7 protein-coding genes and 1 riboswitch are annotated in these 13756 nt (G+C 64.2%); of the genes, 3 read left to right on the forward strand and 4 right to left on the reverse strand.

What is annotated here, in order from left to right; genetic code table 11:
• Nucleotides 1-24 precede the first annotated feature (24 nt).
• Nucleotides 25-504, forward strand: a complete 480-nt coding sequence (locus tag OUZ30_RS00285) for a DUF3617 domain-containing protein (RefSeq protein ID WP_266180153.1) — start codon at nucleotides 25-27, stop codon at nucleotides 502-504.
• 772 nt (nucleotides 505-1276) lie between these two features.
• Here OUZ30_RS00285 and OUZ30_RS00290 read toward each other — a convergent pair.
• The 4 genes from OUZ30_RS00290 to OUZ30_RS00305 form a co-directional block, all read right to left on the reverse strand.
• Entirely contained in the window at nucleotides 1277-4432 is a 3156-nt protein-coding gene (locus OUZ30_RS00290) for an efflux RND transporter permease subunit (RefSeq protein WP_266180154.1), read from the reverse strand.
• Between the two features lie 335 nt (nucleotides 4433-4767).
• The gene (locus OUZ30_RS00295) at nucleotides 4768-7929 is read right to left on the reverse strand and encodes an efflux RND transporter permease subunit (RefSeq protein WP_266180155.1); all 3162 of its coding nucleotides are present in this window, start codon (nucleotides 7927-7929) and stop codon (nucleotides 4768-4770) included.
• A gap of 206 nt (nucleotides 7930-8135) precedes the next feature.
• Nucleotides 8136-10034 carry a TonB-dependent vitamin B12 receptor gene (gene btuB, locus OUZ30_RS00300; protein WP_266180156.1) on the reverse strand — a complete coding sequence of 633 codons (1899 nt, stop codon included), beginning with the start codon at nucleotides 10032-10034 and terminating at the stop codon, nucleotides 8136-8138.
• Between the two features lie 129 nt (nucleotides 10035-10163).
• Nucleotides 10164-10395, reverse strand: a riboswitch (cobalamin riboswitch).
• Between the two features lie 35 nt (nucleotides 10396-10430).
• A complete protein-coding gene (locus OUZ30_RS00305; RefSeq protein ID WP_266180157.1) occupies nucleotides 10431-11183 on the reverse strand; it encodes a GntR family transcriptional regulator in 753 nt (250 codons plus the stop codon).
• Between the two features lie 219 nt (nucleotides 11184-11402).
• On the opposite strand from OUZ30_RS00305, the gene zwf reads away from it, so the two are divergent.
• Together zwf and pgl are read left to right on the forward strand one after the other, a co-directional pair.
• Nucleotides 11403-12869 carry a glucose-6-phosphate dehydrogenase gene (gene zwf, locus OUZ30_RS00310; protein ID WP_266180158.1) on the forward strand — a complete coding sequence of 489 codons (1467 nt, stop codon included), beginning with the start codon at nucleotides 11403-11405 and terminating at the stop codon, nucleotides 12867-12869.
• A 144-nt stretch (nucleotides 12870-13013) separates the two neighbouring features.
• The gene (gene pgl / locus OUZ30_RS00315; protein ID WP_266180159.1) at nucleotides 13014-13718 is read left to right on the forward strand and encodes a 6-phosphogluconolactonase; all 705 of its coding nucleotides are present in this window, start codon (nucleotides 13014-13016) and stop codon (nucleotides 13716-13718) included.
• The last annotated feature ends 38 nt before the right edge of the window (nucleotides 13719-13756 follow it).

The raw sequence follows: 13756 nt of genomic DNA on the forward strand, positions 1-13756 counted from the left end.
TCATCGATCGACGGAGTCATGCTCATGAAGCAGTATCTCAATGCGATGGTTCTGCGCTGGCGTCGATGGAACGCGATGGAGCGCGTCGTCGCGCTGGCGTCGCTCGCCGTACTCAGCCTTGCCGCTGCGGCCAGCCATGCCGATCCGGGCGACTTCCAGGCCATGCCTGGCCTGTGGAAGATCGTCACGCACGGCGTTCATGGAAGTCATGCCGGTCAATCCACCGTGCAATGGCATTGCGTCGACGAAGGCGCTGACCCCTGGGACGAGTTCGCCAACATGCCGGTTCCGGCAAACGATCAATGCCGGCGTAGCGACCAGCATCGCAGCAGCACGGCATTGGCATGGACGCTCAGTTGTCCGGGCAGTGCGCAAACCACTGGTCGCGGCCGCGTGGACTTCGACTCGCCGGAACACTACACCGCCAGCACGAGCTTGCATGGCCATGAGGTCATGCATGTGGAAGGCCGGCGCTACGCGGCGTGTACCAGCGCGAACGATTGAGCGATACGGTTTTACTTCTTTTTTTCCTGCAAGCGATTTGAAGTAAGTCCCTATGGATCGCAGCGGGCGTTTCGATCGCCCGCCGGCGTTCCTTCACCTTCTCCCCTGCGGGGAGAAGGTTGGGATGAGGGGCGGGTGCTCGCGATGACGCGACAATCGAGCCTTATGGCCAGCTTGCCGCTTACGCAGCGGGCGTTCCGAACCGCTGCCGCGGTCCGGGTCACTTTTCTTTTGCTGGCCCAAAATAAAAGTAACCCAAAGTAGTGGCCTAAAGAGCCAGAGCTCATAGCATGGCGCGGGATACGAGCCTGACCGGCGTGGCCAGCCGAATTAGTTGCGGCCCATGGCCTACACACCGCCGCTACACCGCAACGCGCCGGTGCTCAGAGGGCTTAAGGCGTGGGTGGTGCGGTGGCCATCTGCGCACCCGGATACCGCAAACGTCACGCCCTTCGGCCGACCCTGCCTTAAGTCCTCGCCGCTTTGGCGCGTTGCGGTGTAGCCGCTGTGTCTCGCCGTGGGTCACCAAGTATTTTCTCGCGCAAACCTTCCAACGCTTCTATCCCACGGAGTGCTACCAGCCTTTAAGGCCGTTTTCTTTGGGTTACTTTTATTTTGGGCCAGCAAAAGAAAAGTGACTCGAGCGCCGGCAGGCGATCGAAACGCCCGCTGCGTAAGCGGCAAGCTAGCGACACAGCTCAGTTGTAGCGCGGCGGCGAGCACCCGCCCCTCACCTCAGTCCTCTCCCCACAGGGGAGAGGAAGCCAAGAGTTCAGCCCGCGGCCGTCTGCTCCTTCAGCGCACGCTTTGCTGCGCGCCGTTCCCTGCGTGCGGCCTGGCGAATCTTGCGGTCGTAATTCCACAGATAAATGGCCGGCGTGCTGAGCAGGGTCAGCAACTGCGACACCAGCAGGCCGCCCACGATGGCGACACCCAGCGGCTGGCGCATTTCAGACCCCACGCCAAAGCCAATCGCCAGTGGCAACGCGGCACCCATCGCGACCAGCGTGGTCATGGTGATCGGACGGAAACGCACCAGCGCCGCCTCGCGAATCGCATCGGGTGGCGGCAACCCGCGTTCGCGCTGGGCGACCAGGGCGAAGTCGACCATCAGGATCGCGTTCTTCTTCACGATGCCGATCAGCATCAGGATCGCGATGATCGCCATCAGGGTGAGCTGGGTTTGCGTCACCAGCATCGCCAGGAACGCGCCCGCGCCCGCCGCCGGCAGCGTGGACAGGATGGTGAGCGGATGACCGAGGCTCTCGTAGAGAATGCCCAGCACGATGTACATCGCCACAATCGACGCGATCAGCAAGACCATGCCGTTGGACTTGGCCTTCTGCAGTCGCTCGTTCTGGCCGGTGAATTCCACATGCACGCCAGCCGGCAAACCCACCGCGAGGGCAGTGTTCTCCACCAGCTTCACGCCGGCAACCTGGTCGATCTTCGGCGCCAGGTTGTAGTTGATGGTGGAGGCCTGGAACTGATTGTGGTGGCGTACGCGCATCGGGCTGATATTGGGCTCGATATGCGCCACCGCTGATAGCGGAATCATCAGCCCCTGCGCATTGCGCACGCGCAGATTGAGCAGCGCTTCCGGGCTCAGCGAGGCGGCCTGGTTGGAGGTAAGCACCACCCAGTACTGGTTGATATCCGAATAGATCAGCGAGGCCTGGCGCTGGCCGAACGAATTGAGCAGGGCGGTATCGATATCGCCCATGGTTACCTGCAGATGACTGGCTGCCTCGCGGTCCACCTTCATCAACTGCTGCTTGCCGACCAGGTCGAAGTTGCTGCCGACGTCGCGAAACTCCTTGGTGTTTCGCATCTTCTGCACCATCTTCAGCGTCCACGGCTGCAAGTCCTCGCCGTTGGTCGCGATCAACTGGAATTCGTACTGGCCGCCCTTGTCGCCACTGCCACCGCCGCCAAGGAACTGCACCAGGCTCAAGGACACCTTGATGCCTGACAGGGCGTCGTACTTTTTCGAAAGACGGTCCATGACCACCTTCGCGCTGTCTTGCCGGTCGTTCGGACCACTGCCGCGCGGCTTCAAGTCCACGAACATGCTGCCGGCGTTGCCCACCGCGCCGGTGCCGTCGTTGCTGCCCAGCGTGGTGAGCACGTCGAGCACGGCTGGGTCAGCCTTCATGATGTCGGCGGCGCGCTGTGCGCGTTCGGCCATCAGCGTGGGCGAAATATTGGCATCGGCGCGGATGTCGCCCTGGATCATGCCGATGTCTTCCTCCGGCATGAAGTTGCCGCCGGCGGTCTTGGCCACGGCGACACCCAGGCCGATGGTGAGCAGCAGCAGGATGAGCGGCTGCCAGCGCATCAGCCGGCGATGGTGCATGGCCCAGTCCAAGGTGCGCTCGTAGATGCGATGAAGGTTGCGATCGAAGCGTTCCAGTGCCCGTTCGATGCGGCCCGGCGTGCGTTCGCCTGGTTCCTCGTGCTTGAGGAAATAGGCGCACAGGGCCGGTGTCAGGGTCAGCGAGACGAGGGCGGAGATCACCACCGCCACCGTCAGCGTCACCGAGAATTCGCGCAGCAGCATGATGATCAGGTTGTTGCCGAACAGCAGCGGCGCAAAGACCGCGACCAGCGACAGCGTGATCGAGATGACGGTGAAGCCGATTTCGCGCACGCCGATCAGCGCCGCCGGCAGCGGCGCTTCACCGTGCTCCATGTGGCGCACGATGTTCTCGATCACCACGATGGCGTCGTCGACCACGAAGCCGATGCACAGCACCAGAGCTACCAGCGATAGCGTGTTGAGGGTGTAATCCAGCGCCAGCATCACCACGAAGGCGCCGGCCAGCGACAGCGGGATGCTCAGCGTGGCAATCAGGGTCGGGCGCAGTCGGCGTAGGAACACCAGCATCACCAGCACCACCATCACCACGCTGATCATCAGCGCGACCTGCACTTCATGCAGCGCCGACTTGGTGGTCTGGGTGAGATCGAAGATCGGGGTGATCTGCACGTCCGCTGGCATCCACTGGCGGAATTCGGGCAGGCGCGCGCGAATCTCTTCCACCGTAGCCACCGCATTGGCTTCCGGGCGCTTGCTGATCTGCATGGCGACGGTGGTCTGGCCGTTGAACCACGCGCCCTGGTAAATATCCTGCTGGCCACTGGTCACCTTGGCCACGTCGGACAGGCGCACCGGTGCGCCGTTGCGCTGGGCGATCAGCAGCTTGGCGAAGTCTTCGGGCTCACGCAGTCCGTCGTTGGCGGTCACCGTCATCTGGGTGCGGCCGTCGCTCAGGACGCCCTGCGGTGAGGTGACGTTCGCGGCGACCAGGGCGTTTCTGACGTCGTTGGCGGTGAGGCTCTTGGCCGCCAACGCATTGGTGTCCAGTTCCACCCGTACCGCGTGCGGCGTACCACCGAAGACTTGCACCTGGGCCACCCCGGGAATCTGCGAGACGGCAGGCTTCAGCAGGGTATCGGTAAGGTCGTAGAGCTTGTCTGGGGGCAGGCTTGTCGAGGTCAGCGACACCAGCAGGACCGGAATCTGCGACGTATCGAACTTGAAGTACTGCGGCGGGCTCGGCATCACCGGCAGGTCGGCCTGGGCGGCATTGATCGCTGCCTGCACGTCACGGGCGGCCTTGTCGGCGCTGCGGTCGAAGTTGAAGCGAATCTGGATGGTGGCAGCGCCCTCGGTGGCATTGCCGTACATGTCCTCGATGCCGGGAATCTGCCCCAGATGCCGCTCCAGCGGCGCGAGCACGGTGGAAGCCATGGTCTGGGCGCTGGCGCCCGGCAGCGCCGCGGAGATGAACACGCCTGGGACTTCCAGCGACGGCAACGCCGCCACACCGAGCAGGCCATAGGCAATCAGGCCCGCCAGCAACAGGCCAAGCCCCAGCAGTGAAGTGCCTACGGGGCGGCGAATCAGGGGCGCGAAGATATTCACTCAGGTTTCCATACCGGTAAGAGGCTGCGCACAGCCTCATGGCGGCCAGGGAAGCGGCCATGGGGCGTTGAAGGCGTGCGTTCACGCACGTCGTAGGCGGAATACGCAGTCATGCTGCACTTTATGCCTGCGTTGACACGACACGCGAATGTGCCTGAAGTCCGTCCCTGCCGAAAGACAGGGGACGAGGAAATCTGGGGATGGGGGTGGGTAGCGGAGGAGTATGACTGAAAGGAGCGGCGCCCCACTCGTGTTCAGGGAACTTCGTCAGCCCACCGCAAGTCTTGCGCGGCCGTTGGTGTTGGCGCCCCCACCACCTGCCCTCAACCCCACTTTTAGCCCGCGGGCTCCAGCTTCCCCGCCAACGCCCGTTTCGCCGCACGCTTCGCCTTGCGCGCGGCCTTGCGCTCCTTACGGTCGTAATTCCACAGGTAGATGGCCGGTGTGCTGAGCAGGGTCAGCAGCTGCGACACCAGCAGGCCGCCGACGATGGCCACGCCCAGCGGCTGGCGCATTTCCGAGCCGATGCCAAAACCGACGGCCAGTGGAAGCGCCGCGCCCATCGCCACCAGGGTGGTCATGGTGATCGGACGGAAGCGCACCAGGGCCGCCTCACGAATCGCTTCCGGCGGCGACAAGCCGTGTTCGCGCTGGGCGACGAGGGCGAAGTCGACCATCAGGATCGCGTTCTTCTTCACGATGCCGATCAGCATCAGGATCGCGATGATGGCCATCAGCGACAGCGAGAGGCCAGTCGCCAACATCGCCAGGAACGCGCCCGCTCCCGCGGCTGGCAGCGTGGAAAGGATGGTGAGCGGATGGCCAAGGCTCTCGTAGAGGATGCCCAGCACGATGTACATGGCCAGGATGGAGCCGATCAGCAGCACGTTGGCGTTGCTGCGGGTTTCCTGCAGCTGCTGGTTGCCGCCGGTATAGCCGATCTGGATGCCGGCGGGCAGGCGCGCATCCGCCACAATCTGCTCGATCAGCGCCATGGCCTTGTCCGTTGGCATGTTCTGCTCGGTGTTGTAGTAAATCTGGGTCGCTTCCAGCTGGTTGGTGTGGATGACCAGGGACGGTGAGACATTGGGTTCGATATGGGCCACCGCCGACAGCGGCACCATATTGCCCTGCTCGCCGCGCACGTAGGTGTTGAGCAGCGTCGCCAGACTGATCGAATGTTCCGCCGACGAGGTCAGCACCACCCAGTACTGGTTGATGTCCGAGTAGATGATCGAGACCTGGTTCTGGCCGAACGCGTTGTACAAGGCCGAGTCGATCAGTCCCATGTTCACCTGCAACCGGCTCGCCGCGGCGCGATCAACCTTCAGCATCTGCTGCTTGTCGATGCTGTCGTAGTCGGTGGAGACGTCGTGGAATTCCTTCCGCTTGCGCATCAATTGCGCGACCTGCAGCGCCCACGGCTGCAGGTCGGTGTTGTTGCTGCTCACCAGCTCGAAGCTCTGGCTGCCGCGGTTGCTGTCGTTGTTGTCGTTGAAGAAGCCGATGGAGTTCAGCGAAACGCGCAGTTCGGGCAACTTCTCGTAGGCCTTCGACAGGCGCGCGATGATGTCCTTGATCGACTCCGAGCGCTGTCCCGGCCCGCTGCCCCGCGGCTTGAGGTCGACGAACATGGTGGCCTGGTTGCCGACCGCGCCGCCGGCATTGTCGCTGCCCAGGAACGTGGTGACGTCGAGCACGGCGGGGTCGGCCTTCATGATCGCCGAGGCACGCTGGGCACGTTCCGCCATCAAGGTGGGCGAGATATTCGCATCGGCGCGAACATCGCCCTGGATCATGCCGATGTCTTCCGGCGGCATGAAATTGAAGCCGAACAGCTTGACCACGCCCGTCGCCATCACCACGGTCAGCACCAGCAGGATGATCGGTTGCCAACGCATCAGGCGGCGATGGCGCATGGCCCAATCCAGCGCTCGTGCGTAAATACGCTGCATGCCGAGGTCGAAGCGCTCGATGGTTCGCTCCAGGCGACCCGGCGCGCGCGTACCGCTCTCGTCGGCAGGTAGAAAGCGTCCGCACAGCGCCGGGGTTATCGACAGCGAGACGATGGCCGAGATCACCACGGCGGCCGTCAGGGTCACCGAGAACTCGCGCAGCAGCAGGGTGAACTGGTTGTTGCCGAACAACAGCGGGGCAAACACGGCAATCAGCGACAAGGTGATCGAGACCACGGTGAAGCCGATCTCTTTCACGCCGACCAGCGCAGCCTCCAATGGGGGCGCGCCCTTTTCCATATGACGAACGATGTTCTCGATCACCACGATCGCATCGTCCACCACGAAGCCGATGCACAGCACCAGCGCAATCAGCGACAGCGTGTTGAGCGTATAGCCCAGGGTCCACATCACCGCGAAGGCGCCCGCCAGCGATAGCGGCACGCTCAGCATGGCAATCAGCATCGGGCCGATGCGACGCAGGAATACCAGCATCACCAGGGCCACCATCACCACGCTCAACATCAACGCCACCTGCACCTCGTGAAGGGCGGACTTGGTGGTCTGGGTGAGGTCGAAGATCGGCGTGATCTGCAGGTCCGCGGGCAGCCACGCGCGCATCTGCGGCAGCTTGGCGCGCACGGCGTCGGCGGTCGCCACCGCATTGGCTTCGGGGCGCTTGGCGATGCGGATCGCCACCGAGCGATGGTTGTTGAACCAGGCCGCCTGGTACTCATCCTGCTGGCCACTGACCACATGCGCGACGTCGGACAGCCGCACCGGTGCACCATTCTTGTTGATCGCGATCAGCAGGTTGCCGAACTCTTCCGGGTTGTGCAGAGAGTCGTTGGCGGTCACCGTCATCTGCGTGCGGCCGTCGCTCAGCGTGCCTTGCGGGGAGGTTACGTTGGCGGCGCGTAATGCGTTGGCCACGTCGTTGGCCGTCAGCCCCTTGGCGGCGAGCGCGACGGTATTGAGCTCGACGCGCACGGCGCGCGGTCGTCCGCCGATGACGCGCACCTGCGCCACGCCGGGAATCTGTGCGAGAGCCGGATTGATCAGGGTATCCGCGAGGTCGTAGAGCTTGTCTGGCGGGACCGTCTCAGAGGTGAGCGAGAGCAGTAGGACGGGTATGTTGGCGGTGTTGAATTTGAAGTAACGGGGCGGCACCGTCATGCTCGACGGCAGGTCGACCCGGGCCGCGTTGATCGCCGCTTGCACGTCGCGCGCGAGCTTGTCCGTGTTGTTGCCGAAGTTGAACAGGATGCGGATCGAGGTCGAGCCGTCGTTGCTCTCCGAATGCATCTCCTTGATGCCGGGAATACGGCCCAGGTGTCGTTCCAGCGGTGCAGCCACGGTCGACGCCATGGTTTGCGCGTTGGCACCCGGCACCTCGGTGTAGACCACCATGCCGGGGAATTCGATCGCAGGCAGCGCCGCCACACCTAGCAACAGGTACGCCCACAAGCCCGCCAGGGTGAGGCCGAGCGCCAGCAGCGAGGTGCCGATCGGGCGACGTATCAATGGCGCGAAAAGGTTCACGGGCATCCTGACCGTTGTCATCGGCGCACCCCTGTCGCACCGACTAGCGGGACGCGTACGCGTACCCTCGGTCGCCTTTATGCACGCAATCGGGTGACGGCGAATGTGCCGTAAGGGATGGATTAATCGGGCGTCGTCATCCCGACCTACGCCGGGATGACGATCGTGCTAATTGCCGACACCCCGTGAGGTGCCGGCAGAGCAGATCAACGCGTCGACGGGTTATAGCGCAGCGTCAGGAACCAGGTGCGGCCAGGCTGGTTGAAGTAGTAGACCGTCTCGTAGTTGCGATCGAACACGTTGGCCAACTTGGCCTCGATGCGCCAGTTGGGCAGGAAGGCATAGCTCGCGCGCAGGTCCGTGGTGCTGTAACCGCCGAGGCGATGCTGGTTGGCCAGGTCGTCATAAGCCTTGCCCGAGGCAAAGAAGGTGGCGCCAATGCCGAACGCATCGAAGCGGCGATCCACATCGACGCGCGCCGTCTGCTCCGGACGACGCGGCAACAGGTTGCCGTCATACGAGCTCGCCGTGCTCTTGGGCTGCTGCAGGGTGAGGTAGCTCTGCACCTGCCAACCGTCGAGGTTCGCGCCTAACTGGCCTTCGACGCCGCGGATGCGCGCCTGGCTGATGTTCTGCGGCACGAAGTTGCTATCCAGTGCGATCAGATCGTCGATCTTGGTCTGGTAGACGTTCACCGCCCAGTTCCACGCCTCCTGCTTCTGGCTCAGGCCCAGTTCGCCCGAGCGCGACTTTTCCGGCTTCAGGTTGGGATTGCCCAGGCCGTAGGGGTAGTAGATGTCGTTGAAGGTCGGCGCGTGGAAGGCGGTGCCGTAGCTGGCCGACAGGCGCAGGTCATGATCGAAGCTGTAGCCCCACGCCAGCGCACCGGTGTTGTGATTGCCGAACTGATCGTTGTGATCGTGGCGCGCCGATGCCTGTACTTCGTTGCGACCGAAAGTGCCCATGTACTGCGCATAGACGCCGGTGTCCTCGCGCCGGCTGTTGAGGTAACCGGTGTCGCTGTTGATGTATTCCTGCTGATAGTCGACGCCAGCCGTCAGCAGCTGGTTGGTGTCCAGGGTGATGTCGTTCTGCCACGAGGCCTGGTTGCGGCGCGAGTCGGCATAACCGCTCGGCGTGCGCGGGTAATACGTCTGCGTGCCCGCGAAGATGTCGTTGTAGACGCCCTGGAAGTACGTCGACGAATCGTCCCTGCTCTGGCCGGCATTGAGCGTCACCTTCCAGGCGTCGAGCGGGGTGAAGCTCAGGCGCGCGCCGGACACGATCTGCTGGTTGACCGCCTGGTTGCCGCTGAAGGGGCTGCCGGCGTATTCGACAAAACTCTTGCTGCGCAGCCACGTTGCCGACAGTTCGGTGCCGTTGTCCCAGCGATAACCGCCGTTGGCCATGCCGTTCCAGTTGCGGAAGGCATCGTCGCCCGGCTGGTCGACGAAGCAACCGGCGCCAGCCTCGGCGGCGCCGGCGCGGCAGGCGGGGATGCCGCTGGTGTATTGACCGCCCAGGCCTACGTTGAACCAGGCGTGCGAGTCACCACCCGACAGGCCGGCGTGGCCGTCCGTGTAGCTGTGGCTGCCGGCCGACACGCTGAGTGACGGCGTGAGCTTGCCGTCCTGCTGCCCATGTCGGGTGAAGATCTGGATCACGCCGCCGATCGCATCGGCGCCGTATAGGCTCGAACGCGGACCGCGCACGATCTCGATGCGCTCGATCTGGTCGACCGGAATCTGCTCGAATGCCGGCAAGCCTGCACCCACCGCGCCGATGCGCACGCCATCGATCAGCACCAGCACATGGGTGGAATTGCTGCCACGCAGGAACAGCGAACTCTGCTGACCCAGGCCACCGGTCTGGGTGAAGGTCATGCCGGGCAAGCCCACCAGCAAGTCGTGTACCGACGCCGGCTGCAGCCGTTCGATATCCGCGCGGGTGATGACGGTGACCGAGGACAGCGCCTCGTCGGTGGTGATCGACGTGCGCGTGGCCGTGACGATCACGGTGGACAGCGATGGCGGCGAGTTTGTATCAGCGGCCTGGGCGGCCATCGTGCACGACAGCAGCGCAGCTGCCAGCAGAGTCTTCTTCATGGTGTTCCTTGTGGCCGCGCACCCGCGCGCGACACCTGACTTCCAGAGGTCGGACGGCCACTTGGGGGAGCAGAACGGCGGACAGGCGAGATGCGCCATGACACGACGTCCGGCCTCGCCCACCGCGAGCCATCCGTTACGTGTCGGGCCGGTCTCCGGGCTTGCGAGTGGCATGCATCGCGTGCATGCACCGTCGGGCGCCTTCCCGTGCCGAGGCACAGTGGCATGTCGCCATCAGGTTCGAATCACTCGCTTACCGTTGCGGGGGCAGCGCCGGAATGGCTGCGTTGGCAGCATGCACCGGCTTCCCGTTTCATCCTGTGGAGTTACGCCGCAGGACACCCGAACGAACGGAATTTTAAGGTTATCCCTCGCCAGCAGCAACCAAGCCGCGGCTTAGTCGGTTTGCAGCTCGGCCACGAAGTCGTAGATATCGCCGCGATACCACGAGGTGGTGAACTCCACCACGCGGCCATCATCGAGAAAGCTGCGGCGCTCGATATTGAGGCCGGCACTGCCCACCGGCACGTGCAGCAGACGGGCTTGCTGGGCGCCGAGCGAGACGGCCCGCAGTCGCTGCAAGGCGCGACGTGGGCGGCAACCCAGCGTTTCCAGCACCTGATAGAGCGAGTCGTGAACGACCATCGGGTCGGGCAGGATGCTGGCGGGCACCACGCTGCGTTCGATCGCCAGCGGTTCGTCCTTGGCATAGCGCACGCGATGCAGGCGGGCGACCAGCACGCCGGGCGACAGGTTCAGTGCCATGGATTCTTCCGGCGTCACCTCGCCCACGCCCCGTTCGAAGAACTCCGAACGCGGATTGAGACCGCGTGCGCGCAAGTCTTCGGTAAAACTGGTGAGGCGCGACATCGGCTTGATGATGCGTTCGGCCACGAAGGTGCCGGCGCCGTGGCGTTGGTTCAGCAGACCCTCTTCGACCAGGCCGGCGATGGCCTTGCGGATCGTCACGCGGGAGAGCTCCAGCAAGCGCGACAGGTCGCGTTCGCTGGGCAGGGCCTGGCCCGGCTCGATATCGCGGTGTTCCACCACGTTGCGGATGGCCCGGCGCAGGCGCAGGTAGGCGAGCGGTTGGCTGGTGGCCGGGTCTCGGCTCAGGCGGCGGTATTCGTTGACGAGGGCGGTTTCCATGCCGGAACGATACCAATGACCATACCAGTATGGCAATCGGGTGATTTGGCGGGACTTTCCGAGGTTACCAATTTCCGATGAGAACCGTTGTGCCAGGCGGGTTCACGCGGTATCACGGAGAACTGGTGTTGCCTGGTATGTCACTGGTACGATCCCGGGGCACCGCACGGGCGCCAGCGCCCTGTGCCCGCTCCCCGCATCGCCTTTGAGGTGACTGAAGTGACTGCTTCTCCCCTGCCGGTCGAGCCGTTCGACCTGGTGATTTTTGGCGGAACCGGCGACCTCGCCGTACGCAAGCTGCTGCCCGCCCTGTACCACCGTTTCGTCGATGGCCAGATCCCCACCTCCAGCCGCATCGTCGGCATCGCCCGCGAAGGCCTGGACGACGATGGCTACCGTGCCTCGCTGCGCAAGGCGCTGCAGGAAAACGGTGGCGACGCAGCCAAGATCGAGGCCTTCCTGGGCCAGGTGGGCTATCGCTCGCTGGATGCGCGCAAGGACGAAGGCTGGGATGCGTTCGCGGCGTTGATCGGCGAGCAGCCCGAACACATCCGCGTGTTCTATCTCTCCACCTCGCCGGAATTGTTCGTCGATATCTGCAACCGCCTCGGCTCCTATGGGCTGAACAAGGGCCGCGCCCGCGTAGTGCTGGAAAAGCCGATCGGCCGCGACCTGGCCAGCGCCAACCAGATCAACGACGCCGTCGGCCACGTCTTCGACGAAACGCAAACCTTTCGCATCGACCACTACCTCGGCAAGGAAACGGTGCAGAACCTGCTCGCGTTGCGTTTCGGCAATGCGCTGTTCGAGCCGCTGTGGAATGCCGAGCACATTGACCACGTGCAGATCACCGTGGCCGAAACGCTGGGGGTCGGCCAGCGCAGTGCGTATTACGACCGCGCCGGTGCCCTGCGCGACATGGTGCAGAACCATATCCTGCAGTTGCTGTGCATGGTGGCGATGGAGCCGCCCTCGTCGCTGCAACCGGATGCGGTGCGCGACGAAAAGCTCAAGGTGCTGCGTTCGCTCAAGCCGATCGATGAGAGCAATGCCGCCCAACTCACCGTGCGCGGCCAATACCGCGCCGGTGCCGCGGAAGGCCAGAGCGTACCGGGTTACCTCGACGAACTCGCCAGTGGCAAATCCAACACCGAGACGTTCGTGGCGTTGAAGGCCGAAATCGCCAACTGGCGCTGGGCCGGCGTGCCGTTCTACCTGCGCACGGGCAAGCGTCTGCCCGAGCGCGTGTCGGAAATCGCGGTGGTGTTCAAGGCGGTGCCGCATTCCATCTTCGATCCGGCGGCTGGCGTGCTCGCGCAGAATCGCCTGGTACTGCGCCTGCAGCCAGACGAAGACATCAAGCTGTGGCTCACCATCAAGCATCCGGGTCCGGGTGGCCTGCGCCTGCGTCACGTGCCGCTGGACATGAGTTTTGCCGAAGCGTTCGGCGTGCAGCAGCCCGATGCGTACGAGCGCCTGTTGCTCGATGTGGTGCGCGGCAACCCCACCTTGTTCATGCGTCGCGACGAAGTGGAAGCGGCCTGGCAGTGGGCCGATCCCATTCTCGCAGCGTGGGCGGACAGCGGCGAGACGCCGCGTCCGTATACCTCGGGCACCTGGGGTCCCAGCGCTGCCGTGGCACTGATCGAGCGCGATGGCCGCACCTGGAACGAGGAAAGTGAGTAAACCGCTCACCGATACTAGCCGCCGTGACGCAAGGGTGATTCACCCGAGCGTCGCGGCGGCCTGCCTAGACTTCCCGCCATCCTTGTACCGCGGAGCCTGCGTGAATTCACCGCGAAGCCCCGCCCTGCCTGCGCCCTGCCTCCCATGTCGAACCTAACCACACATAGCTTCACCGACAGCCAGGCCCTGGCCGTCGCGCTGGCCACCAACCTCGCCGAGCGTCTGCGCGAAGGCATCGCTGAGCGCGGTAGAGCCCTGCTCGCCGTTTCCGGCGGCAGCACACCGCGTCATTTGTTTGAGCGCCTTTCTCGCGAGACGCTGGACTGGTCGAAGGTCCAGGTCACCCTGGTCGACGAGCGCTGGGTTCCGGAGAGTAACGAACGCTCCAACGCGGGCATGCTGAAGGCGACACTGCTGCAGCATGAGGCGTCTGCGGCGCAGTTCGTTCCCCTCTATACCGATGCGCCGACGCCGGAAGCCGGGCTTGCCACGGTGCGTGCGCGGATGGCGTCGCTGGCGCTGCCGTTCGATGCGGTTGTGCTCGGCATGGGCAACGATGGGCATACCGCCTCGTTCTTTCCCGGCGGCGACCGTCTTCCCGAAGCACTGGATCCGAACAATCCTGTGCATGTGCTGCCCATGCGTGCGGCTGGCGCCGGTGAGCCGCGCATTACCTTCACGCTGTCCGCCCTGCTCGACACACGTGCACTTTGTCTGCACATCGAGGGCGAGGCCAAGCGCCAGCTGCTGGCCGATGCCAGTCAGGGCGTGGGCGAGGCCGCGAATTATCCGGTGCGCGCCGTGCTGACCCAGAAGCGCGTGCCCGTTACCGTCTATTGGTGCCCCTGAGGCTTCCGCGGAACCCTTCAGTACATGGCGCGCCTCGT

It is taken from the genome of Dyella humicola, assembly GCF_026283945.1.
Classification (GTDB): Bacteria; Pseudomonadota; Gammaproteobacteria; order Xanthomonadales; family Rhodanobacteraceae; genus Dyella; species Dyella humicola.

What these genes read in the sequence shown, in the direction of transcription:
- OUZ30_RS00305 (WP_266180157.1), bottom strand. Translation starts at nt 11,183, where the DNA reads ATGGAAACCGCCCTCGTCAACGAATACCGCCGCCTGAGCCGAGACCCG.
- btuB (WP_266180156.1), bottom strand. Translation starts at nt 10,034, where the DNA reads ATGAAGAAGACTCTGCTGGCAGCTGCGCTGCTGTCGTGCACGATGGCC.
- OUZ30_RS00285 (WP_266180153.1), top strand. Translation starts at nt 25, where the DNA reads ATGAAGCAGTATCTCAATGCGATGGTTCTGCGCTGGCGTCGATGGAAC.
- pgl (WP_266180159.1), top strand. Translation starts at nt 13,014, where the DNA reads ATGTCGAACCTAACCACACATAGCTTCACCGACAGCCAGGCCCTGGCC.